Source organism: Methylobacterium sp. WL120 (assembly GCF_008039465.1).
GTDB classification, from domain to species: Bacteria; Pseudomonadota; Alphaproteobacteria; order Rhizobiales; family Beijerinckiaceae; genus Methylobacterium; species Methylobacterium cerastii.
This window is the reverse complement of sequence record NZ_VRUT01000060.1, coordinates 1-21,121: the sequence shown is the minus strand read 5'-3', so window position 1 is coordinate 21,121 and position 21,121 is coordinate 1. Positions and strand designations below refer to the sequence as shown.

At 68.9% G+C, this 21,121-nt stretch carries 23 protein-coding genes and 1 tRNA gene; 7 read left to right on the top strand and 17 right to left on the bottom strand.

Annotated features, from left to right (window positions below; all coding sequences use genetic code 11):
- Positions 1-34: 34 nt before the first annotated feature.
- From FV229_RS13070 to FV229_RS13060, 3 genes are read right to left on the bottom strand one after another with little or no spacing between them, the layout of a single operon-like run.
- Positions 35-1,045 (bottom strand): metalloregulator ArsR/SmtB family transcription factor, encoded by a 1,011-nt coding sequence (locus tag FV229_RS13070; RefSeq protein WP_147752398.1) that lies wholly within the window; start codon positions 1,043-1,045, stop codon positions 35-37.
- A 59-nt stretch (positions 1,046-1,104) separates the two neighbouring features.
- Positions 1,105-2,031 (bottom strand): ROK family protein, encoded by a 927-nt coding sequence (locus FV229_RS13065; RefSeq protein ID WP_147752397.1) that lies wholly within the window; start codon positions 2,029-2,031, stop codon positions 1,105-1,107.
- Entirely contained in the window at positions 2,028-3,419 is a 1,392-nt protein-coding gene (locus FV229_RS13060) for a dicarboxylate/amino acid:cation symporter (protein ID WP_147752408.1), read from the bottom strand. Before FV229_RS13060 ends, FV229_RS13065 begins: the two co-directional genes overlap by 4 nt.
- Before the next feature lie 258 nt (positions 3,420-3,677).
- Here FV229_RS13060 and FV229_RS13055 point away from each other — a divergent pair, with 258 nt between their 5' ends.
- On the top strand, positions 3,678-4,103 hold the full coding sequence (locus tag FV229_RS13055) for a L,D-transpeptidase (protein ID WP_246686247.1): 426 nt from the start codon (positions 3,678-3,680) through the stop codon (positions 4,101-4,103).
- Positions 4,104-4,197: 94 nt separating this feature from the next.
- Here the strand turns inward: FV229_RS13055 and FV229_RS13050 are convergent, their stop codons facing one another.
- The 5 genes from FV229_RS13050 to FV229_RS13030 form a co-directional block, all read right to left on the bottom strand.
- Positions 4,198-5,139: a hypothetical protein gene (locus tag FV229_RS13050; RefSeq protein ID WP_147752396.1), complete on the bottom strand. Its 942-nt coding sequence runs from the start codon at positions 5,137-5,139 to the stop codon at positions 4,198-4,200.
- A 260-nt stretch (positions 5,140-5,399) separates the two neighbouring features.
- A complete protein-coding gene (msrB, locus tag FV229_RS13045; protein ID WP_147752395.1) occupies positions 5,400-5,831 on the bottom strand; it encodes a peptide-methionine (R)-S-oxide reductase MsrB in 432 nt (143 codons plus the stop codon).
- 62 nt (positions 5,832-5,893) lie between these two features.
- Positions 5,894-7,078 carry a YihY/virulence factor BrkB family protein gene (locus FV229_RS13040; protein ID WP_187273743.1) on the bottom strand — a complete coding sequence of 395 codons (1,185 nt, stop codon included), beginning with the start codon at positions 7,076-7,078 and terminating at the stop codon, positions 5,894-5,896.
- A gap of 320 nt (positions 7,079-7,398) precedes the next feature.
- Positions 7,399-7,674: a hypothetical protein gene (locus FV229_RS13035; protein ID WP_147752394.1), complete on the bottom strand. Its 276-nt coding sequence runs from the start codon at positions 7,672-7,674 to the stop codon at positions 7,399-7,401.
- Between the two features lie 100 nt (positions 7,675-7,774).
- A complete protein-coding gene (locus FV229_RS13030) occupies positions 7,775-8,230 on the bottom strand; it encodes a GAF domain-containing protein (RefSeq protein ID WP_246688178.1) in 456 nt (151 codons plus the stop codon).
- Between the two features lie 368 nt (positions 8,231-8,598).
- Between FV229_RS13030 and FV229_RS13025 the strand changes: the two genes are divergently transcribed.
- The gene (locus tag FV229_RS13025; protein WP_147752392.1) at positions 8,599-8,841 is read left to right on the top strand and encodes a hypothetical protein; all 243 of its coding nucleotides are present in this window, start codon (positions 8,599-8,601) and stop codon (positions 8,839-8,841) included.
- Positions 8,842-8,876: 35 nt separating this feature from the next.
- Here FV229_RS13025 and FV229_RS13020 read toward each other — a convergent pair.
- Positions 8,877-8,953, bottom strand: a tRNA-Arg gene (locus FV229_RS13020).
- Between the two features lie 59 nt (positions 8,954-9,012).
- Positions 9,013-9,438, bottom strand: coding sequence for a flagellar assembly protein FliX (locus FV229_RS13015; RefSeq protein ID WP_147752391.1), 426 nt, complete (start codon positions 9,436-9,438; stop codon positions 9,013-9,015).
- A 237-nt stretch (positions 9,439-9,675) separates the two neighbouring features.
- On the opposite strand from FV229_RS13015, the gene FV229_RS13010 reads away from it, so the two are divergent.
- The 3 genes from FV229_RS13010 to FV229_RS13000 are packed head-to-tail and all read left to right on the top strand — an operon-like array spanning position 9,676 to position 11,685.
- The gene (locus FV229_RS13010; RefSeq protein ID WP_147752405.1) at positions 9,676-10,806 is read left to right on the top strand and encodes a flagellar basal body P-ring protein FlgI; all 1,131 of its coding nucleotides are present in this window, start codon (positions 9,676-9,678) and stop codon (positions 10,804-10,806) included.
- Positions 10,807-10,841: 35 nt separating this feature from the next.
- A complete protein-coding gene (locus FV229_RS13005; protein WP_147752390.1) occupies positions 10,842-11,222 on the top strand; it encodes a rod-binding protein in 381 nt (126 codons plus the stop codon).
- Positions 11,212-11,685 carry a hypothetical protein gene (locus FV229_RS13000; protein WP_147752389.1) on the top strand — a complete coding sequence of 158 codons (474 nt, stop codon included), beginning with the start codon at positions 11,212-11,214 and terminating at the stop codon, positions 11,683-11,685. The genes FV229_RS13005 and FV229_RS13000 overlap by 11 nt, the downstream gene beginning before the upstream one ends.
- Positions 11,686-11,690: 5 nt before the next feature.
- Here the strand turns inward: FV229_RS13000 and FV229_RS12995 are convergent, their stop codons facing one another.
- The 5 genes from FV229_RS12995 to FV229_RS12975 form a co-directional block, all read right to left on the bottom strand.
- Positions 11,691-12,050, bottom strand: coding sequence for a porin (locus FV229_RS12995; RefSeq protein ID WP_246688177.1), 360 nt, complete (start codon positions 12,048-12,050; stop codon positions 11,691-11,693).
- Positions 12,051-12,175: 125 nt separating this feature from the next.
- On the bottom strand, positions 12,176-13,291 hold the full coding sequence (locus FV229_RS12990) for a hypothetical protein (protein WP_147752388.1): 1,116 nt from the start codon (positions 13,289-13,291) through the stop codon (positions 12,176-12,178).
- 24 nt (positions 13,292-13,315) lie between these two features.
- The gene (locus FV229_RS12985) at positions 13,316-14,011 is read right to left on the bottom strand and encodes a hypothetical protein (protein ID WP_147752387.1); all 696 of its coding nucleotides are present in this window, start codon (positions 14,009-14,011) and stop codon (positions 13,316-13,318) included.
- Between the two features lie 8 nt (positions 14,012-14,019).
- A complete protein-coding gene (gene flgK, locus FV229_RS12980) occupies positions 14,020-15,867 on the bottom strand; it encodes a flagellar hook-associated protein FlgK (RefSeq protein ID WP_147752386.1) in 1,848 nt (615 codons plus the stop codon).
- 47 nt (positions 15,868-15,914) lie between these two features.
- The gene (locus tag FV229_RS12975) at positions 15,915-17,327 is read right to left on the bottom strand and encodes a flagellar hook-basal body complex protein (RefSeq protein ID WP_147752385.1); all 1,413 of its coding nucleotides are present in this window, start codon (positions 17,325-17,327) and stop codon (positions 15,915-15,917) included.
- Positions 17,328-17,566: 239 nt separating this feature from the next.
- Here FV229_RS12975 and FV229_RS12970 point away from each other — a divergent pair, with 239 nt between their 5' ends.
- Positions 17,567-18,034, top strand: a complete 468-nt coding sequence (locus tag FV229_RS12970) for a BLUF domain-containing protein (protein ID WP_147752384.1) — start codon at positions 17,567-17,569, stop codon at positions 18,032-18,034.
- Positions 18,035-18,155: 121 nt separating this feature from the next.
- On the top strand, positions 18,156-18,608 hold the full coding sequence (locus tag FV229_RS12965) for a response regulator (protein ID WP_147752383.1): 453 nt from the start codon (positions 18,156-18,158) through the stop codon (positions 18,606-18,608).
- A gap of 24 nt (positions 18,609-18,632) precedes the next feature.
- Here FV229_RS12965 and FV229_RS12960 read toward each other — a convergent pair whose 3' ends face one another.
- Both FV229_RS12960 and FV229_RS12955 read right to left on the bottom strand, forming a co-directional pair.
- Positions 18,633-20,255, bottom strand: a complete 1,623-nt coding sequence (locus FV229_RS12960; protein ID WP_147752382.1) for a peptide chain release factor 3 — start codon at positions 20,253-20,255, stop codon at positions 18,633-18,635.
- 159 nt (positions 20,256-20,414) lie between these two features.
- On the bottom strand, positions 20,415-21,121 hold a 707-nt coding region (locus tag FV229_RS12955), incomplete at its 5' end, for an SDR family oxidoreductase (protein WP_147752381.1).

The window sequence follows — 21,121 nt, the reverse complement described above, 5'->3', positions numbered from 1 at the left end:
CGGTTCAGACGATCGTCACTGATATCTGGCCGCCTCAGGCGACGGCGCGCTCGGGTCGGATGGCCTCGGGCATCGCGCGGCGGTCCGCCGCGAGCCAGAGGGTGACGGTGAGCTGGGCTCGGTCCGTCGGAGCGAGGTCGCGGGTCACCTCGGTGTCGAGCCCGGCCTCGGACAGCCAGCCCGAGACCTGGTCGGCGGCAAAGCCCAGGCGGCGGTGAGCCTGCGACTCGCGTAGGAACTCCAAGTCGTGCGGCGCGAAGTCGACCACCAACATCCGACCACCCGGCGCCACGAGGCGGGCCGCCTCACGCAGGGCGCGCCCAGGCTCGTCGAGGTAATGCAGCACCTGATGCACCACCACGAGGTCGAAGCTTCCGCGGGCGAAGGGCGGCGCGTGGATGTCGCCCTGGCGCAAGTCGACCCGCGAAAGGCCCATCCGCTCGAGGTTGGCGCGGGCGACCGACAACATGGCGTGGCTCGAGTCGAGGCCGGTCGCGCGGGCGGCGAGCGGCGCCAGCAGCCCGAGCATCCGCCCGGTGCCGGTGCCGAGATCGATCAGGCTGCGGACCGGGCGCGGACCGAGCGCCGCCAAAACAGCCGCCTCGACGGTGGCCTCGGGCACGTGGAGCGAGCGCAGCTCGTCCCATTTCGGCGCGAGCCGCGCGAAGAAGGTCTTGGCGGTTTCCGCCCGCTGGTTGCGGACCGCATCGAGCCGGGCGCGATCCTCGGAGAGCGGTGCGCCGTCGCGTGCGAGCCCCGCGATCAGTGGATCGACGAGGCCGGCCCGGGTCTCGGACAAGCGGAAGAACGCCCAAGCCCCTTCGCGGTGGCGCTCGATCAGCCCGGCCTCGACGAGAAGCTTGAGGTGGCGCGAAATCCGCGGCTGCGACTGGCCGAGGATGTCGGTGAGGTCGGAGACAGAGAGCTCGCCCTCCGACAGCAGCGCCAGGATGCGCAGGCGCGTTTCCTCAGCCGCCGCACGGAGCACACCGAGGGCGTCGGGGAAGGAGACCGGTGCCGCCGTCTGGGCGCGATCATGAGACATAAAGATATCTTTATGTTCGATCGCATCTTGTGGCAAGCGCCTTTTCTTAAGCACGACGCCTATTCGGCATCCCACAGCCACGCAGCGCCGCGCACGCCCGAGGCGTCGCCGTGCAGGCTTTCGCGGATCGGCGTGTCGAAGCGGTCCGAGAACACGTGCGGCGCGGTCGCCGCCGGCAGTCCGCCGATCAGTTCCGGGACCCGCGAGAGGCCGCCGCCGATCACGACCACGTCGGGATCGAGGATGTTGACCACGTGGGCGACACCGCGGCCAAGGCGGTCGAGATAGGCGGCGAAGCTCGCCCGCGCGCCGGCCTCGCCTGCGCGCATCGCCGCGACGACGGCCTCGCCGGAGCAGGTGATACCGGTGCGGCGGGCATGGTCGGCGGCGAGCGCCGGCCCCGACACCCAGGTCTCGATGCAGCCGTGGCGCCCGCAATAGCAGGCCGGCCCGGGCCGCTCGTCGTCGTCCGGGTTCGGCAGCGGGTTGTGACCCCACTCGCCGGCGATGCGGCCGCGGCCGGCGAGCGGCCGGCGGTCCCAGGCGATGCCGGAGCCGACGCCGGTGCCGAGGATCACAGCCCAGACGAGGCTCGACCCGGCGCCCGCGCCATCCACCGCCTCGGACACCGCGAGACAGTTGGCGTCGTTCTCGATGCGGATGGGACGCCCGAACGCGGCTTCGAGGTCGGCGCCGAACGGGCGCCCGTTGAGCCAGTGCGAGTTCGCGTTCTTCACCAGGCCGGTCGCCGGCGAGATCGCCCCCGGCATCCCGACGCCGACGGTGCAGGGCGAGCCGGCCTCCACCTCGAGCCGGGCGACGAGCTCCGCGACCGTCCGCACCGTGCCGGCATAGTCGTTCCGCGGCGTCGGCACCCGAGCCTCCGCCAGAACGAAACCGCCGGCATCGAGGACGATGCCGGCGATCTTCGTGCCTCCGAGATCGATCCCGAGGCGGAAGACCGCCCCGGTGCGCGACCCGCTCACTCCGCGGCGGCGATCTTCGGCGCGGCCGGGCCGCTCTGGACCGTCATTGGCTCGGGCGTCTCGTCGGAGATGTGCGTGCCGATGGAGATCGGGTGCGCCATCACCTGGTTGAGCTTGGCCTTGTCCAGCTCGCCTTCCCAGCGCGAGACGACGATCGTCGCGACGCCGTTGCCGATGAGGTTGGTCAGGGCGCGGCACTCGGACATGAACTTGTCGACGCCCAGCACCAGCGTCATCGCCGCCACCGGGACAGGGGTGCCCGGGATCGCGGCAAGCGTCGCGGCCAGGGTGATGAAGCCGGCGCCGGTGACCCCGGAGGCGCCCTTCGAGGTCAGCATCGCCACGAGGAAGATCGTCGCATACTGGCCGAAGGTCAGGTCCGCACCCACCGCCTGCGCCAGGAACAGGGTGGTGAGCGTCATGTAGATGTTGGTGCCGTCGAGGTTGAACGAGTAACCCGTCGGGATCACCAGGCCGACGACGGAGTCCGAGGCGCCGAGGCGCTTCATCTTGGTCATCATGTGCGGCAGCACCGTCTCCGACGAGGAGGTGCCGAGCACGATCAGGAGCTCGTCCTTGATGTAGGCGAGGAACTTGAAGATCGAGAACCCGCAGAACGCCGCGATGCCGCCGAGCACGACGAAGATGAACAGCAGCGAGGTGGTGTAGAAGGTGCCCACGAGCCAGGCGAGGTCGACGACCTTGCCGATGCCGTACTGGCCGACCGTGAAGGCCATCGCGCCGAAGGCCCCGATCGGAGCGAGCTTCACGATCAGCCCGATGATGCGGAAGAACACCTGGCCGGCGGCGTCGATGCCGTTGGTGATCGCCTCGCCCTTCGCGCCCATTCCGGTGAGCACGCAGCCGGTGAGGATCGAGATCAGCAGCACCTGGAGCAGGTCGCCGGTGGCCATCGCGTCGAAGAAGCTCTTGGGGATGAGGCCCAGGATGTGCGCGATGGTGGAGTCGGCGGCAGCCTTGCTGGCGTAGCTCTCGACCGCCTTGGCGTCGAGCTTGGACAGGTCGGCGCCGAAGCCCGCGCCCGGCCGGACGACCTCGCCGACGACGATGCCGATCAGCAGCGCGAAGCTCGAGACGACCTCGAAATAGATCAACGCCTTGAGGCCGACGCGACCGACCTTCTTCAGGTCGCCGATCGAGGCGATGCCGTGCACGATGGTGCAGAAGATGATCGGCGCGATCATCATCTTGATCAGGGCGATGAAGCCGTCGCCAAGCCACTTCATCGCCTTGCCCCAGCCGGGGTCGACGTAGCCGAGCAGGATGCCGAGCGCGATCGCGATCAGCACCTGGATGTAGAGCACCTTGTACCAGGGCTCCGGGGCGACCGCCTTCGCGGTCCCCGCCACGCTCGTCGAACCGTGCATCGCCTGCGCCATGATTTCGCCCGTGCACGCTTGCCGTGCACCCTCCCATTTTGCCGGAGGCTAGCGAAGTTGGCTCCAAGCCTCAACGGCGGCTGAGTATTTCCACACGCCGAACCCGTGACAAAAACCTGTTCCTACAGGAAAAACGGCCTTTTCGCGGCAGAGTACAGGGGGCACTGAAGTCGTAGCGGTCGCGTCGACATCGACGCCGGACGGTGTCGTCCATCGGCCGGATTGCTTGATTGCCGGAGCTTCATCGTGCCCCAGATCCGTGCCGCCCTCGCCGCCGCCGGCGGCCTCCTCTGCCTTGCCCTCACCCTGCCGGCGAGCGCCGGGATCGTGGCTCAGGTCGACCAGTCCCGCCAGCGCATGCGCGTCTACGTCAACGGCGCGCTCTCGCACGATTGGCCGGTCTCGACGGCGCGTAGCGGCTACGTGACGCCGAACGGCAACTTCCGGGTCGGGCTGATGGCGCCGATGTGGCGCTCGCACAAGTATCACGGCTCGCCGATGCCGCACGCCATGTTCTTCCGCGGCGGCTACGCGATCCACGGCACCTACTCGGTCGGGCAGCTTGGCCGCCGCGCCAGCCACGGCTGCGTCCGCCTGGCGCCCGGCCATGCCAGCCGCCTGTTCAGCCTGGCCAGGAGCTACGGCGGGGCGAGCGTCGTCATCCGTCGCTGACCCGTAGCGGCGGCCCCGAACGGCGAAGACCGCCGCCGCAGCTGCGGCGACGGTCCTCGGACGTCGAACGATCAGTGTAAAAGCGGTCTATCGCTCAGGTCTGCTGAGTCCGACGGGGACGGACGGTCCAGCGCTCGAAGGTCGAGGCCGGATCGTCGCCCGCGGGCTCCTGCGGCGGCTGCTGGATCGCTGCGCCGAGCGCCTGCGACAGGCTCTCGATCACGTCGTCGATCCGCGCGTCCTGCGGCTGGGCCTCGGCGGCGTGCTCAGGCTCGGCCGACGCGACATGTGCCGGCGCCGGGGCGGGCTCGGGTTCGGGCGCAGCCGGCTCTGGGGCTACCGGCTCGGGAGCGGGTGGCGCCTCGACGACGGGCGCGGCGGAAGCGGCAGCCGCCGGGGCTGCTACAGCCGGCGCGCCGGAACCCGCGATCCGCCGCAGCGCGTCGACGACGCCGTCCTTCTCGGCCGGCTTGTCGCCGGTCCGCGCATTCGCGCCGTAGCGGCCGAAGCCGAAGCGCGGTTCGATCAGATCGAGGACGGCGTCGAGCGCCGCGTTGCTCAGGCCGATCTCGCCCGTGGACGGGATGCCCTGGAGCGCCAGCGCCTGGCGATCGAACGTGGCGTCGTCCGTCACGTCACGGCCGAACCAAGCCGGGGCGCTGAAGGCCGCGGCCTCGCCGGGCTCGTCGAAGCTCACGCTGACCAGATCGAGGCTGCCCGGGCTGACGTAGCGGTCGATGATCGCCTCCTTCGCGCCGAGCGACACCGCGGTGCGGTCGTAGGCGGCCTTGCCGGAGCAGACGTCGAGCAGCGCGTCGCCGTGGGCGCGGGGAACGTCGGTCCGCTCCTCGGCGGCCGCACCCTGTGCATCCTTGGTCACCAGGACGAGGTGGCATTGCTGCCCGTCGACCCGGACGAACGAGGTCCGCCCGCCCTGGGGTGCAAAGTAGCCTTCGGTGATTCGGCCGCCGCCGCGCTCCTTGCGGATCAGACGCACCAGGGCCGGTGCCACGAGAAACCGCCGGACGACGCTCATACTCAACCTCCGCTCAAGGACGCTCCGGCGACCGCCGGAGATGCCGCCCGCACTGCTTCGTGCGGCGAAGACCGCAGGGGAGGCCGGGCGAAGCGTTAAAACGCCCGGCCGTCCCGCGCGTCGATCCTTCCGGCGCGTGCCTGTCGTCCGCCAAGGAAAGGGCCTTCGCCGCACGTCGATCCGCTTAGGGACTAAGCAAAAAGCCGACGAAATCAAGACCGGGATGCCGCAAGACCTTGGATGCCGCTCGTTATCCCACCTCAGACCGTTCCCGAGGCCGGCTCCTTCGGCGTGAACGCGAGGGATGTTCCGTTCATGCAGTAACGGAGGCCCGACGGCGCCGGGCCGTCGTCGAAGACGTGGCCGAGATGCCCCTTGCAGCGGGCGCAATGCGCCTCGGTGCGAACCATCCAGTGGCTGCGATCGACCTGCGTCTCGACTGCGCCGGGGAGCGGCTCGAAGAAGCTCGGCCAGCCGGTTCCGGATTCGAACTTGGTCTCGTTGACGAAGAGAGGCGTGCCGCATCCGGCGCAGGTGAAGGTGCCCGGGCGCTTTTCCGCGAGCAGGCAACTCGTGCCGGCGCGCTCGGTGCCGTGCTCGCGTAGCACCCGGTACTGCTCGGGCGTGAGCGTCGCCTTCCACTCGGCCTCGCTCCGGGCCTCCGGCGCCGACATCGTATCCGATCCGCTCATCGTATCCTCCGCTTGTGGATGTCGGCGCGATATGAGGCCGGGCGGCCGCGCCTGCGAGCCGGTCACGCCGCCGCGCCGACGGTGTCGGCCATGCGCGCCTCGCGCTCGCCGAGCGGCAGGGCGGGTCCCGTGGTGGTGTCCTGACCGGTCTGATGCTCGATCTCGGCGTTGATCTCGCCGCCGAGCAGCACGATCGTGGAGGAGATCCAGATCCAGGTCATGAAGCCGATCACGGCGCCCAGCGAGCCGTAGGTCTCGTTATAATTGCCGAAGCTGGAGACGTACCAGGAGAACAGCAGCGAGGCCACGAGCCAGAGCAGGCCCGCCACGACGCTGCCGACCCCGACCCAACGCCAGCGGGCGCGCTCGCGGCTCGGGCCGTAGCGATAGAGCAGCGACAGGCCGCCGAGCAGCACGACCACCAGCGCAGGCCAGCGCAGGGCCGCGACATACCAGGCGCCCTCGCTGAGACCGATGAAGTTGAACACCACCGGCAGCACCACGATCGAGCCGAGCGCGAAGATCGTGAACACCAGGGCGCCGACGGTGAAGGTGAGCGAGCGCAGGTTCAGCATGACGAAGCTACGCTTCTCCTGCTCCTCGTAGACGACGTTCAGCGCGTCGAACATCGCCTTCATCGCGGCATTCGCGCTCCACAACGACAGCACAAGGCTGGTGAAGAACGTCAACCCGAGGGTGCCGCCGCCCTTGGCGGCGATCCGCTTGACCTGGTCGCCGATGATCTCGATCGCACCCGAGGGTAGCACGCCCTGCAGGCTGGCGAGGTGATCGTTGATGACGTTCACGTCGGCGAAGAGCCCGTAGCAGGAGACGAGCGCCGCCACCGCCGGAAACAGCGACAGCAGGGTGTAGAAGGTGACGCCTGCGGCGACCGACAGCACGCGGTCCTTGTTGAACTCGAGGAACGTGCGAACCGCGACGTCCTTCCAGCCGGCGGCCGTGATCTGGGTGGGATCGGTGGCGGCCCGGCCGCGCTCGGGCTGGGTGTCGGCGACGCGCTGCGCCGACCGGCCGGAATGCGACCGGGCGCCGGCCTGCCCGTTCGGCGCGACCCGCTGCTGCGGCCGCGGCTCGAAAGCTGGATCCGCGGTGGCGGTCGCCTCCGGCATGCCCTTCCGCGTCTGCGCCGCCACGAGGGCGATCAGCGCCGAACCCAGCATCAGCATCCAGACGACCGACCCGTCCTCCGACGACGCGCTTCGGGGACCGGGGGAAGGCGTCGGCATGCTGAGAGAACCCGGGCGCGAACAGCCGCGCTTCCCCGCTAGAACGTCGTCTGTCAGGGAGCGTTCCCCGTCGGACGGTTCCGTACACACGACATCGTATCGCCTCGTCGGCGATCGGGGAGCGCGATGGTTTCGGTTTTCCAGGCGCTGTCCGGAGGACGCGTCCGTGTCGATCAACAGGAATCGCGATTACGGAGCCTGTTCGGCACTCCAATGCTCCGTGTACCGCCTCCCGCGGCGCCGAGGTTCGGCCTCGCAAAAGTCCTTTTGCATTAGCGATCAGCCGGCCGGCCGACCGATCCCACGGGGCGAACCCGCTCTCAGCGGGTGGGCGCGCTGGTGCCCCTGCCGGATGCGCCCGGCGTCGAGCCGGCGCCGGCATCGTTGGCGCCGGTGCTGTTGGACGTGCCGGAGCGGCTCCTGTCGCCAGAGGTCGGCCCGCTGCCTGCCGCGCCCGGGGACGAGCCCGCGCCGGCATCGTTCGGGCCTGTGCTGTTCATGGTGCCGGATTTGGTGGTGCCCGAACCACCCTCGGCGGCAAGGGCGACCGATCCGAGGAGCAGCGTTCCGGCGAGGGCGAGCGTGAGCGCTTTCATGGCGTTTCTCCCTAGTGGTTGGCGTGATGCACGCTTCGACCAACCCAGGGTAGGATGCGACGTTCCGGCACGAGACCGGATTCGATCTTAGGCGCCGCGCTCAAGCGCTGAGCGCCGGCTCGCGGGGGACGACGGCGTAGTCGGCCGCCTGCAGCCGCACCATGGTCTCGGTCGCCATGTCGGCCAAGGCCTGCAGGCGTCCGATCGTGCCGTCGTCGAGTTCGACCCAGGCGCTCCAGTAGGCGCCGAGCGCGGCCGAGGGCTCCGGCGAGCCGATCGGCATCATCACCAGGCTGCGCATCGAGGCGGACTGGTACGCCGCCACCGGCAGACGGGTATCTGCTTCGATGTCGTGGATGACCGCCATCTGCCGGTTCAGCATCACCCAACCGGAGATGCACGCCTCCAGGCGGAACCGACGTCCGCGCCAGAGCGGGCGGATCGCGTCTTCGGCGACGTAGTGGCAGAAGTCGCCGTCCCGCAGCACCACGGCGATCCCGTCGGACTCCGCGATAGAACGCGCCGTCTCGCGCAGGGCCGCAACCAAGCCGGGCATGTCGGAAATGGTGAGCAGTCGGGCTCGAGCCTCGTCGAGGCGTGCATCCGTCATCGCGCCAAACCCATTAGGCCTCCTACCCCCGAGCACGCGAAACGCGGCCCGTCGGCCTGAAGAACGCGGAAGCTCACGAACGCGCCCTTCGAAAGTTCAAGAGATTTGTTGCGGGATGGTTTCGCAAACGCCGGTGCAGAAGCCGACCGACCGGCGGCATTCGCGAGCGTCCACCGCGGCAAGTCGCGCTCTCTCTGTCCGAGATCGAGGAACGCGTCGAGCGAAGCCTATGATGCAACCTGCGACTACGTAGCCGTACCTCGCAACCCCTCCTCGGTGTACGTAGCAGGCGGTTCCCACGGTAGGTGCGTCGGTTGCCGCTGTTCTACATCGACCTTCACGATGGAACGAATTTCGTTCGCGACACCCAGGGCTTCGACCTGCCCGACATCACGGCGGCGCAAGCCAGGTTGGTCCAGGTGATGCGGCGGGTGGCGCAACTACTCGATGCGGTCACCGACCGCCAGGACTACCTCGCGATCGTCCGGGACCAGAACGGCAAGGTCGTTTTGCGCGCCACCCTGACGCTCGATCTCGAAGAGGTCGGGTCAGTGTGAGCGCCGGGACGCGGTCGCTGGTGAGCAGGTTGGCGTGGCGACCCCGGAAGGGCTCGAACCTTCGACCTGCCGCTTAGAAGGCGGCTGCTCTATCCAGCTGAGCTACGGAGTCAGGGGTGCCAGCGACGGTATGAGCCATGGGTGCACCGTGCGGTCAACCCTGCGCGGCGTTCAGGCGCCGCGTGCGGCTTCGACCTTGGCGAGCTCGACGGCCGCGCGCAGTTCGATGTCGGCGATCAGCCCGTCGAGGCGCGGGTCGCCGCAGGACTCGGCGCGTTCGGAGAGGCGGCCGGCAATGGTAAGGAGTTCGTGGGTCGCGACCCGGCCGGACAGGAGCGAGGCCTTGAGCCGGTCGAGCCCGTCGAGCAGGTCGTGGCCCCGCCTGGCCGAACGGCGGCGGCGCTCGTGTGGGGTGTCGGGCTGGCCCTGCAGCATCAACATCGTGTCGAGGCCGGCAAGCGTGGTCGTGGCGCCCGTGCCGGCGCTGCGTTGCGCGCCCGGCCCGGCGCCGACCTGGAAGCTCGGACCGGATTCGCCCTTGCGCGTGCCCCCGACGGAGGTCGTCCCCACGGCCCCCGGACGGTTCTCGACGCGCATCGCTTCGCTGACCCTACGGGCGGAATGCGCCCGAGCCGACCTTCCGGTCAGCAGGGTTAACACCGGGTAAATGCCTCGGCAGAACCTGCCGGGTCGGCAGGAAACGCGAGGGACGCGAGCGCTCCAGGCCAGGCTTCGTTCTCACAAAATCGTATTGGATCAAAGACTTAGATTTTGCGCGGAGGTGGCACGGCGCTGGCAGGATACCGGATGTCCGCAACTCCAACGAAGCCCGGCATGCCCAAGCGCCACGCCCAGATCCGCGAAATCCTGCGCCTCGTCCTGGCGATCGCCCTGCTCGTGCTCGGCGGCAGCACGGCGATGGCGCTCTCGCGGGTGAAGGATCTCGCGCAGATCGAGGGCGTGCGCGCCAACCAGCTCGTCGGCTACGGCATCGTCGTCGGCCTCAACGGCACCGGCGACACCCTCAACAACATCCCCTTCACCAAGCAATCACTGCAGGCGATGCTGGAGCGCCTCGGCGTCAACACCCGCGGCGCCACCATGCGCACGCAGAACCTCGCCGCAGTGATGGTCACGGCGAGCCTGCCGCCCTTCGCAGCACAGGGCACGCGCATCGACGTCACGGTCTCGTCGCTCGGCGACGCGAAGTCCCTGCAGGGTGGCACCCTCCTCGTCACGCCGCTGCTCGGCGCCGACGGCGAGGTGTATGCCCTAGCGCAGGGCTCGGTCGCCATCGCCGGCTTCTCGGCGGAGGGCGACGCCGCCAAGATCACCCGCGGCGTCCCCACCAACGGGCGCATCGCCAACGGCGCCAACATCGAGCGTGAGATCGCGTTCAAGCTTACCGACGCGCGCTCCCTGCGCCTGTCGCTGCGTAACCCCGACTTCACCACCTCGAAGCGGATCGCGGCCGCGATCAACGACTTCATGGGCTCGGACACCGCCGAGCCGACCGATCCGGCCACGGTCACGATCCAGATCCCGGCCAAGTACAACGGCAACATGATCCGGCTCATCACCGAGATCGAGCAGCTCAAGGTCGAGCCGGACCAGACCGCGCGGGTCGTGGTCGACGAGCGCTCCGGCATCATCGTCATGGGCCGCGACGTGCGCGTCTCCACGGTGGCGATCGCCCAGGGCAACCTCACCGTCACCATCACCGAGCAGCCGCAGGTGAGCCAGCCTGCCCCACTCTCGAACGGCCGCACGGCAGTGGTGCCTCGCACCGGCGTCAAGGTCGACACCGGGGACGGCAACAAGCTCGCCCTGGTCAAGGAGGGCGTGACGCTGCGCGACCTCGTCGACGGCCTCAACGCCCTCGGCGTCGGCCCCCGCGACCTGATCTCGATCCTGCAGGCGATCAAGGCCGCGGGCGCGCTGCAGGCCGACATCGAGCTGATGTGATCACCAACGTCCACCCGAATCGGAGAACCTAGACCATGCTGCCACTCGCAACCTTCGCGGTCTCCGCCGCCGTCGGCGTCGGCAAGGCCATCACCGGCGCCATCGCCGAAACCACCTCGAAGACGGCCCAGGCCTCGACGGAGGCGGCCTCCAAGAAGGCGCGCAAGACCGCCAACGACTTCGAGTCGATGTTCCTCGAATCCTCCCTCGACCGGCTGACCCAGTCGGAGGGGACCGACGGACCGCTCGGCGAGAACGGCACCGGCGGCGGCGTCTACCGCTCGATGCTGACCAAGGAATATGCCGGCCAGATCATGAAGAGCGGCGGCGTCGGCATCGCCAACCAGGTGTTCTCCGAGATGATGAAGATGCAGGGCGGCGCCGGCGCCGTCGCGGGGGCCGGCCGTGCGGCTTGATCCCTCCTTCCGGGTCGCCGACCGCGCCGGCGCCGACGCGCTGGTCGGCGCGGTGATGTCGACCATGCAGGCGCTGGAGGCGGTGCTCGCGGCCGAGACCGGCCATGTCCGCGTCGGGCGCCTGCGCGAGGGCCTCGCGGAGGCCGAGGCCAAGGCGGCGCTCGCCGGGGCCTACCTCCAGGGGCTCGAGGTGGCCAAGGCCAACGCGGTCGCGCTCGCGCGCTTCGCGCCGGCCGGCGTCGAGCTGCTGAAGGGCGCCCACCGCCGCTTCACGCAGGCCGTGGAGGCCAACCAGGCGGTGCTCGGCACGGCGCGGACGGTGTCCGAGGGGTTGATCAAGTCGCTCGCGGCCGACCTCGGCCGGGCCAGCACGCCGAGCGTCTACGGCCAACCGTCGCGGGCGCCCTCCCCTTACGGCCGCGGCACGGCCAGCGGGCCGCTGACGTTCTCACGCAACCTGTAGACGCGTCACCGGCGCCCATTGCCGATCCGGACATAAGTCCGCACCGGGCCGAGATCGGACTCGGTGCGGGCGTCGATCGCGAAGCGCCCGGCCGCCGTCGGCGCCGTGGTCACGTCTCGGCCGATGGCGAGGTCGGCGCCGGCGCGGACCCGACCCGACACCCGCACGCAGGTCGAGCCGCCCGGCGTGCGCACGAAGCCGGCGCCGTATCCCGGACAAGGCTGCGCGGTCTCCCGCGCCGGCGCCTTCTCCAGATCGCGGGCCTCGCAGGGCGACAGCGAAAGCATGCCGACCAGGAGCAGTCCGACGCGCCGCGGTCCGGCGAAGGTGCCCGTTCTCGTCGACGACCGGTGCTGCTCTGACATGTCGTCCCCGGCGGTTCGCAGCTCACAAAGGGCCGCGCCGGGCAGCGGGGCGCGGCCCTTCGCACCACGATAGGCCGGCGGCTCGGCGTCGATCAATCCTTCCAGCGATCCGGTTCGCGACCGCGTCAGCTCATGTAGTTCACGAGCGACAGCTTCGAGAGCGACGAGGTGATCTGGTAGCTCGCCTGAAGCCGGTTCTGGACCTCGAGCAGCTTGGCGGCCACCTCCTGGATCGGCGCGCTCTCGACGCCGTCGACGACGTTCTGCAACGTCAGCCGGGTCGCCGCGTTCTGCGACTTCGCCGAGGTCAACGTGCTGGCGGCGAGGCCGAAATCGGTGGCGATCGCCTCCAGGCTCGGATCGTTCGACGCCTTGCCCAGGAGATCGTAGGTCTTGCTGCTCAAGGCGGCGAGCCGGCCGGGGGTGGTGGTGGCCTTGGGGTCGGCGAGGCCGTCGACGGCGAGCGCGGCAAAGCCCGCGAGCGCCTTCTGGATCGGCACCTCGTTGGCCCGCGCGCCGATCGCGACGTCGAGGTTCGCCCCGGCGCGGATCGAGGCGGTGGCGCGGGGGTCGGTGTTCGCGGCGTCGCCCTGATACCAGATCACGGTGCTGGTCAAGGCCGCATCCTTGTAGGTCGGCGTCGCGCCGGTCGTGTCGATGCGCTTCGGAGCCTGGCCGGAGGCTGTCGTGGCTGAGAAGAAGTCCTGCGAGGCGCGCACGGTCGAGCTCGCGGAAAGCGGCCCGGCGGCGGCGGCCGCCAAGGCTGTGGCGAGGGCGGCCTTCAGGTTGCCCGCGGTCGTGGTGGGATTGGGATCGATGGCGAACGATCCGGTCGAAGCGGTGCCATTCGTTGCGGTGAGGGTCACGCTGGTCGTCGTGCCGTCGTGGAGAGCCAACTGGACCGTGATGCTGTCGCCGGCACTCGGCTGACTCAACAGACTGATGTCGTAGGCGGCGTAGGCGCCGCCGTCGAAGGTCGCCGTCAGCGTGGGCGTATTGCCGCCCTGTATGCTGGCAATGGTGTTCTCCTTGCCAGCGAAAGCGATCAGCGCGTCCCTCGCTTTACCCGCAGCCGCTGCGGGATCCAAAGGGTCCGTCTCAAAGACTGGAAAATCGGGGCTCGCGACCTTTTGAGCGGAGGCGCTCGCCGTGAAGTCGTAAGTTTTTTGGCTGCCGTCTTTGAGGTTAAGCGTGACACGGAAGCTTTCGCCCGCAACCGGAGCATGGTCGAGGTTGGTCAATACCGCGGGAGTGCCTTTTTGCTTCTAATCTACCTTGATCGCCCCGGTGGTTGTCGGCGTCGCGGCGATGCGAAACCCGAAGTTCGCGCGCGTCTCGCCGGTCTTATCCGACGTATCCTCCGAAAACCGGAAGGTGTTGTTGACCAGGTTGTCAGTTAGCTCAAGACGGCCCATGCCAGTCCCGAGGTCAGCTTTCTTCTGGTCCTGGACCAACGTGACGAGGCCGTCCTGCGGTGGTGTCGTGGTCTTGTCGCCGTTCAGGATGACGTCCGTCGACTTCACCGGAACCGCGTCGGTGGCGCGGCCGCCGAACAGGTACTGTCCGGCCGCGCTCTGGTTCAGCGCGTCGAGCGCGCCGTCGAGGCTGGCTTGCGCGAGCTGCGGTGTGACCGTAGTTCCGGTCGCCGGCTGCAGGTTCGAGGCGAGGCCGCCGCGAAGGTCGGCCGTCAGCTTGGCGATCTGCTGCAGGCTGGTGGAGGCGAGCGTGACCCGCGTCTGCGCGCTGGCGATGCCGGCATCGTAGCCGTCCAGCGCGCTCAGGGTCCCGCGCGCCGTCAGGCTGCTGGTGCGCCCGGCGCCGAGACCGGAATAGGTCTCCGCGGTCCGGCCGGTGGAGAGCTGCGTCGAGAGGGTGTCGAGCTGGCCCTTCAGCGAAAGCAGCTGCGAGGTCGAGCGCGTGTTGACGTAGGTGCCGGCGGCGAAGGGGCTGATCGTGGTCATGGTGTCCCTCAGATCCGCAGGAGGGTGTCGAGCATGTCGCGGGCGGCGGTGAGCACGCGGGCGTTGGCGGAATAGGCCGTCTGCAGGGCGATGAGGTTCGACATCTCTTCGTCCACGTTGACGCCGGCGCTCTTGGCGAACCGACCCTGCGCGGTGGAAAGCGCCACGCTCTGTCCGGCGTCGAGGTTCGCGGCGTCGGCCGCCGCCGCCCCTTGGGCGGCGATGACGTCCTGGGCGAACCCGATGACGCTGGTGGCGTAGGGCGCCGCGACGCCGCCGATCCCGCTCGACGACGAGAAGGTCTGCTGCGCGGTGGTCAGCGCGTCGAAGGCGAACTGCGCCCGCGTGGCGCCGGTCCCGGTGTTCGTGGCGCCGGGCGCGGTCAGGATCGCGGTGTTGGCCGTCAGCCCCGGGTTGACCGTGATGCGCTGCGCGAAGCCGGTAAGCTGCGAGCCGGCATCGAACGATCCGGTGAACAGGCCCTTGCTCGACCCGTCGACGAACAGCGCGATCTGCGGGTAGGCGGAGGAGAAGTCGGTGGCGCTCGCCGGCACGGTCTTCGTCGCGGTGGCGGCGACCACATTGGGACCGCCACTGCCCAGAATGGTCACTTTGGCGCCGCTGGCGGTTGCCGACAGCGCCGCACCGGGTCCCAAGTTCAGTTTGGCGAGTGCTTCCTGAACGCCGACGAGGCCCTTGGCGGGATCGAAAGCCTGCGTGATCGCGGTGCCGTCGTCGGTCTGGCTCGGGTCCACCGACGCCGTCGCGCCCTTCGACGCGACCAGGATGACGTTGCGCATGGACCCGTTCGCGGCTTTCACCGTGAGGGTCAGCGTGTTGCCGGGCTGCATCCCGGTGAGGTCGATCGTGGCGCCGGTGTCGTCGATGGTGCCGGACGTGCTCGTGTCGGTGAGCGCGCTCGCCATCCCGCCCGCGAGGTCGTCGAGCTGGCGCTGCACCTGCGGCAGCGTCGTGTCGCGCAGTTCGAGGTTGGCGGCGATCGACCCGGAGCGCAGCACGCCCGGCGCGCCGAGGTCGATCTTGCCGCCGCCGGGCGTCGTCGCCGTGACGGTGCCGACGCTGCGCTGGGTCGGATCCGTCGAATAGGTGGCATTGGGGCCGAGCGTGGTGCGCCCGTCGAAGCCGAGCGTCGCCGCCGTGCTCCCGCTGACGAGGTTCACGCCGGAGCTGGTGGTGATCGAGAGGGTGCCGTCGCGCTGCTCGGTAGTCTGGACGTCGAGGTAGCCGGACAGCTCCGTGACCTTCTGGTCGCGCTGGTCCTTGAGGTCGGCGAGCGTCAGGTCGTCGGTGGTCGACTGGATCTTCACGTTGAGCGCGGCGATGCCGCCGAGCAGGGCGCTCGCGCTGGCGGTCTGGCTGCCGAGGCTCGATTCGATTCCGCTGCGCAGGGCCTGGACCCCCGTGGCGATGCCGTTGATGGAGTTGGCGAGGTTCGAGGCGGTGCTGAGCACCGTGCTTCGGGCGGCGGCCGAGGTCGGGTTCGCGGCGAGGTTCTGCAGCGAGCCGGTGAAGCCGTTCAGGAGGCCGTCGAGCGCGGTCGCGCTGCCCGGCGTGCCGAACAGCGCGCCGACCTGACCGGCCACGTCGGCCTTGGTGCTGGTGTAGGCGGAGCCGGCGGTCTCGAGGCGGAGCTGCTTCAGCGCCGCCGCGTCGAAGCTGCGGGTGATCGCGCCGACGGCGACGCCCGAGTTGCCGGGCCCGGACGAGACCGTCGCGATCGTCCGCTTGACGTAGCCGGCGGTGCCCGCGTTGGCGACGTTCTGCGAGACCAGCCCGATGGCGGTCTGCGTCGCCTTCAGGCCCGCGGTGGCCGTCTGGAGCGCGTTCAGAGGCATGTCGCCGAAGATCCCCTCTTATTCTGCCGCGCTGGAACGACCCGTCCTCAGCGGATGATGTTGAGCAGGTCGGACATCATCGTCTGCGCGGTCGACATCACCTTCGTGTTGGCAGAGTACGCCTGCTGGGTAACGATCATCTTCGAGAATTCACTCGCAATGTCGGTGTTCGACGATTCGTTGCTGGCGCCGACCACCGCCGAGCCGTCGAGCCCTGCGAGCGGCACGCCGGAATCGAGCGTCTGCGCGTAGGTGCCGTTCGACAGCGGCTTCAGCCCGTCTGGATTGATGAAGCGGGCGACCCCGACTGAGGCGAGCTTCACCGAAGAGCCGTTCGAGAACGCCCCCATGATGCTGCCGTCGCTCCCGACCGCGACGGAGTTCAGGGTCCCGGAGGCGTATCCGTCCTGCGTGAGCGCGTTCGTCGTCACCGCGCCGGACGAGGCGGCGTATTGGGTCAGCGTGGTCTTGTCGAAGGCGAGGCCGACGCTCCCGAGGTTGGTCCCGTTCACCGTCAGGTCGGTGATGGTCGCCTTGCCGCCGGACGGCTGCACCAGCTGGCCGCTGCCGTCGAAGGTGAAGCCTGTGCCGGCGTTCACCCAGTCGCTCTTGTTCAGGGCGACGGAGCTGTCGGAGGCGTAGAACAGGTTCCAGATCGCCGGCTTGTCCGCCGTCGGCGGCGTCGCGCTCGCATTTCCGGTGGCGGCATCCTGGATCTTCGCCCAGCGCGTGTTGACCGCGACCGGCGCGCCGGTGGTGGTGTAGGCGGTCAGCGCCGGACCCGCGATGCTGCTGTTCACAAAGTCCTGCGCGTTCGCGGCGAGGACCTTCTTGCCCGCGGTCGCGGCACCGGTGGTGTCGGTGACGAGCACGCTGGTGTCGGTCGGTGCGTAGAGCGAGCTTTTGGTGGTCGACGAGTTGGCCGTCGCCGGCGCCGCCGGCAGGTTGGCGCCGTAGGTGATCGTGGTGGTCGGCCTGGCCGCCAGCGTCTGGTTGGCGATCTTGATCGGGCCGGTGCTCGACACCTGCCCCGTCGCCGCATCGTAGTTCTGGCCCTGGAGGTAGCTGCCGGCGCCGTTGACGAGGTAGCCGTCCTTGTCGGGGGCGAAGTCGCCGCGGCGGGTGTAGACCGGTGTGCCCGAGAAACTGGTCTGCCCGTTGGCGTCGCCGGTCTTGGCCATCACCGTGAAGAAGCCGTCGCCGTTGATCACCATGTTGGTCGTGACGCTGGACGAGGCGATGTTGCCCTGGATGCTGTTGGTGAGCTGCGACTGCGCCAGCACCGTGCCGGCGACCTCGTGCTTCGGCGTCTGCTCGGCCAGCAGGTCGACGAAGCTGGTGTCGATGCGCTTGTACCCGGTGGTCTGCGAGTTCGCGATGTTCCCGGAGATGTTGTCGATGGCGTAGGACTGGGCCTTGAGGCCCGAGACCGCCGTCTGCAACGCGGTGAAGATGTCCATGACGCGCCGTCTTTCCCGGGAAGGCGGCGCCCAAACGGCACTCGCCCGATCGAGTGTCGATCCGCAACCGGCGTGCCACGGCCAAGTCGTTGTTTTCATTGGATGCGGACCGCCGAACCCGGCAGGAACGCACCGCCGCGACGTGTCCTCCCCGGCATCTTCTGCCGGGTGGGCAGCGTTTACCGGCCCTTATCGGCGACAGGCTAGAACGGGACGGCGTCCTCCGGACGGGAGTCCCCATGCGTGCCAAGCGAACCAGCCTCGTCCACCTGATCTACTTCTCGCGGCTGGCCCTGTCGTCGGATGTCCAGATCCGCGCCGGCCAGGTCGGCGAGATCACGCGGCATGCGCAGAAGAAGAACGAGTTTTCGGTGATCACCAGCTTCCTGCTGGTCGAGCAGACCTTCGCCGCCCAGGTGATCGAGGGCGAGCGTACCTCGGTGCACGAGACCTTCAACCGCATCCTCGCCGACGACCGCCACCGCGACGTGCAGATCTGCGAGTGGCGCGAGATCACCAAGCGCGAGTTCGTCAATTCGTGCCGGAGCAGCATTCGCTCGCCCACGAACGACGTGCACTTCGCCAAGGCGAACCTGATGCCGATGTTCCAGCGCGGCACGCCCAGGGCGAGCGCGATCCACGCGCTGTCGCTCGCACTGCAGACCGAAGAGATGTCGAAGCAGGGCATCGACCACCTCTTCATCTGATCGGGATCAAGACTGTCGGATTCGGCGCACGCGGTGCCGCGAAGCAGTTTTTTCATACCTCGGGCTCAAGCTGACCGTCCGATCCCCGACTCCCTCCCGGATCCATGTCGCAGACGATGTCATGACCGACACGCCACCGATCCTCATCGTCGACGACCAGGAGAAGCTCCTCCGTCTCATCGTGATGCTGATGAACCGCATCGGATTCGCGGACGTGGAGGGGGTGACCGGCGGCGTCGAGGCGCTCGAGCGCCTGCGGCAGCGCAAGTACGCCCTCGTCATCTCCGACCTCGACATGGAGCCGATGGACGGCCTCACCCTGCTGCGCGAGATCCGCGGCGACGACGACTTGATGAACACGCCCTTCATCCTGACCGAGGCGTCGTTCGACTTCGAGGACATCAACGTCGCCCACCAGGCCGGCGCCGACGCCTTCATCCTCAAGCCGTTCGACATGGCGGTGCTGAAGACCAAGCTGAAGCAGGTGCTCAACCGCAAGCCGCGCAAGCGCGAAGCGCCGATGGCCTCGGAATCGACGCTCAGCGTCGATTTCCCGATGCTGGGGAAGTTCTAGGGCGAGGCTGAGCGGCTCAGACCCTCATGCTTGCCGCTTCTGATAGTCCTTGATGTCGGTGAAGCGCACCGCCGGGTACCGCTCTTCTTCGTAGCGGAGCGAGAAGGCGGTGGTCGCCATGAAGACCGGCGCCCCGTCGAGGTCCTTCGCCATCGCCGAGCCGTGCGAGTCGACGAACTTGTCGAGTTCGACCTCCGAATCCGACGACACCCAGCGGCAGACCGAGAACCGGGTCGCGTCGTAGTCGATCGGCAACCCGTACTCGCCCTGCAGCCGCTCTTTCAGCACGTCGAGCTGTAGCGCGCCGACGACGCCGACGATGGCACCCGAGCCGTCCTGCGGCACGAAGACTTGGACCACGCCCTCCTCGCCCATCTGCTGCAGCGCCTCGCGGAGCTTCTTCGCCTTCATTGCGTCGGTGAGCTTGATCCGGCGCAGCAGCTCCGGGGCGAAGCTCGGGACGCCACGAAACACGATGTCCTCGCCCTCGGTGAGCGTATCGCCGATGCGCAGGGTTCCGTGGTTCGGGATGCCGACCACGTCGCCCGCGAAGGCTTCGTCGGCGATGGCGCGGTCCTGGGCGAAGAAGAATTGCGGCGCGGAGAGCGACATCGGCTTTCCGGTGCGCACGAGCTTCGCCTTCATGCCGCGCCGGAGCTGGCCCGAGCAGACCCGCATGAAAGCGATCCGGTCGCGGTGGTTCGGATCCATGTTCGCCTGGATCTTGAACACGAAGCCGGTCATCTTCGGTTCGGTCGGCGCGACCGTGCGCTTGTCACAATCCTGCCCGCGCGGCGGCGGCGCGAAACGGGCGAGCCCGTCGATCAGGTCGCGGACGCCGAAGTTGCGCAGGGCCGAGCCGAAGAACACCGGCGAGAGGTGGCCCTCGCGGAACGCGTCGAGGTCGAAGGTCTTCAGGCCGCCCTCGGCCAGCTCGACCTCCTCGCGCCATGCGTCGGCCTCGCCGTTCTCTGTGAGCAGCCGGTCGAACAGCGGGTCGGCGAATCCTGCCACGGACTCGGTCCCGGCGTCGTCGGCCGCATCGAACCGGCGGACCCGGTTGCCGCCAAGCTCGTAGGTGCCGGCGAAGTTGCGGCCGCGGCCGATCGGCCAGGTGATCGGTGCCACGTCCAGCGCCAGCGTCTTCTCGATCTCATCGAGCAGCTCGAAGGGCTCGCGCGCCTCGCGGTCGAGCTTGTTCACGAAGGTGACGATCGGGATGTCGCGAAGCCGGCAAACCTCGAACAGCTTGCGGGTGCGCGCCTCGATGCCCTTGGCCGCGTCGATCACCATCACGGCCGAATCGACGGCCGTCAGCGTGCGATAGGTGTCCTCGGAGAAGTCTTCGTGGCCCGGCGTGTCGAGCAGGTTGAAGACGCAGTCGCCGTACTCGAAGGTCATCACCGAGGTGACGACCGAGATGCCGCGCTCCTTCTCGATGCCCATCCAGTCCGATCGGGTGGAGACGCGGTTGCGCTTGGCCTTGACCTCGCCCGCGAGCTGGATCGCGCCGCCGAACAGCAGCAGCTTCTCGGTCAGCGTGGTCTTGCCGGCATCGGGGTGCGAGATGATCGCGAAGGTGCGCCGCCGCGCCACCGGGTCGGCGGCCGGTTTCGCCTCGATCTTGGTCTGCGGCTGCATCAGCATCGTGAAAACGGCTCTCGGACCCGGGTCGCGGGTCGGTCACTTGGAATTCGGTTCGGCCCGCGCGCGGACGCGCGGGACCTTCGCGCCATCCTCTAGGCGCCCGGCCGCCGCTTGGCAAAAACCCGTCGTCGCGCGCGCCGAAGCTTCGGGACGCGCGATTCAACCGCGCCCGATGAACGGCATCGTCGTCGCCGTCAGCGTCATGAACTGGACGTTGGCCGTGAGCGGCAGCCCGGCCATGTAGAGGACGGCTTCGGCGACATGGCACGCGTCCATCACAGGCTCCTGGCGGATCGAGCCATCGGCCTGGCGCACGCCTGCGGCGAAGCCGTCGGTCATCTCGGTCGCGGCGTTGCCGATGTCGATCTGGCCGCAAGCGATGTCGTAGGGGCGCCCATCGAGGGAGGTCGCGCGCGTCAAGCCGGTGATCGCGTGCTTGGTGGCCGCGTAGGGCGCCGAGTGCGGCCGCGGCACGTGGGCGGAGACCGAGCCGTTGTTGATGATCCGCCCGCCGCGGGGATCCTGGTCCTTCATCATTCGGAACGCGCCCTGCGTGCACAGGAAGGCACCGGTGAGGTTGGTCTCGACGCTGGCGTGCCAATCCGCCAGCGACACCGCCTCGATCGACGCCGCCGGGGTGAAGATGCCCGCATTGTTGAACAGCAGATCGAGCCGCCCATGCACTTCGGCGACGCGGGCGAACAGCCGCTCCACGGACGCCGGATCAGTGACGTCCGCCTCGACGACCAGCGCCGCCTCGATCTCCGCCGCGACCGCATCCAGGCTCGCCCGCCGCCGCCCGGCCAGCACGATGGCATAGCCCGCACGCCCGAGCGCCACGGCCACGACGCGCCCGAGCCCCGACC

Coding starts and splice junctions, on each gene's coding strand:
- FV229_RS13040 (WP_187273743.1), bottom strand. CDS start 7,078: ATGCCGACGCCTTCCCCCGGTCCCCGAAGCGCGTCGTCGGAGGACGGG.
- flgK (WP_147752386.1), bottom strand. CDS start 15,867: ATGCCTCTGAACGCGCTCCAGACGGCCACCGCGGGCCTGAAGGCGACG.
- FV229_RS12995 (WP_246688177.1), bottom strand. CDS start 12,050: ATGTCAGAGCAGCACCGGTCGTCGACGAGAACGGGCACCTTCGCCGGA.
- msrB (WP_147752395.1), bottom strand. CDS start 5,831: ATGAGCGGATCGGATACGATGTCGGCGCCGGAGGCCCGGAGCGAGGCC.
- FV229_RS12970 (WP_147752384.1), top strand. CDS start 17,567: ATGCGTGCCAAGCGAACCAGCCTCGTCCACCTGATCTACTTCTCGCGG.
- FV229_RS13030 (WP_246688178.1), bottom strand. CDS start 8,230: ATGCCCGGCTTGGTTGCGGCCCTGCGCGAGACGGCGCGTTCTATCGCG.
- FV229_RS13070 (WP_147752398.1), bottom strand. CDS start 1,045: ATGTCTCATGATCGCGCCCAGACGGCGGCACCGGTCTCCTTCCCCGAC.
- FV229_RS13060 (WP_147752408.1), bottom strand. CDS start 3,419: ATGCACGGTTCGACGAGCGTGGCGGGGACCGCGAAGGCGGTCGCCCCG.
- FV229_RS12975 (WP_147752385.1), bottom strand. CDS start 17,327: ATGGACATCTTCACCGCGTTGCAGACGGCGGTCTCGGGCCTCAAGGCC.
- FV229_RS12985 (WP_147752387.1), bottom strand. CDS start 14,011: ATGACCACGATCAGCCCCTTCGCCGCCGGCACCTACGTCAACACGCGC.
- FV229_RS13015 (WP_147752391.1), bottom strand. CDS start 9,438: ATGCGCGTCGAGAACCGTCCGGGGGCCGTGGGGACGACCTCCGTCGGG.
- FV229_RS13005 (WP_147752390.1), top strand. CDS start 10,842: ATGCTGCCACTCGCAACCTTCGCGGTCTCCGCCGCCGTCGGCGTCGGC.
- FV229_RS13050 (WP_147752396.1), bottom strand. CDS start 5,139: ATGAGCGTCGTCCGGCGGTTTCTCGTGGCACCGGCCCTGGTGCGTCTG.
- FV229_RS13010 (WP_147752405.1), top strand. CDS start 9,676: ATGCCCAAGCGCCACGCCCAGATCCGCGAAATCCTGCGCCTCGTCCTG.
- FV229_RS13035 (WP_147752394.1), bottom strand. CDS start 7,674: ATGAAAGCGCTCACGCTCGCCCTCGCCGGAACGCTGCTCCTCGGATCG.
- FV229_RS12965 (WP_147752383.1), top strand. CDS start 18,156: ATGACCGACACGCCACCGATCCTCATCGTCGACGACCAGGAGAAGCTC.
- FV229_RS12960 (WP_147752382.1), bottom strand. CDS start 20,255: ATGCTGATGCAGCCGCAGACCAAGATCGAGGCGAAACCGGCCGCCGAC.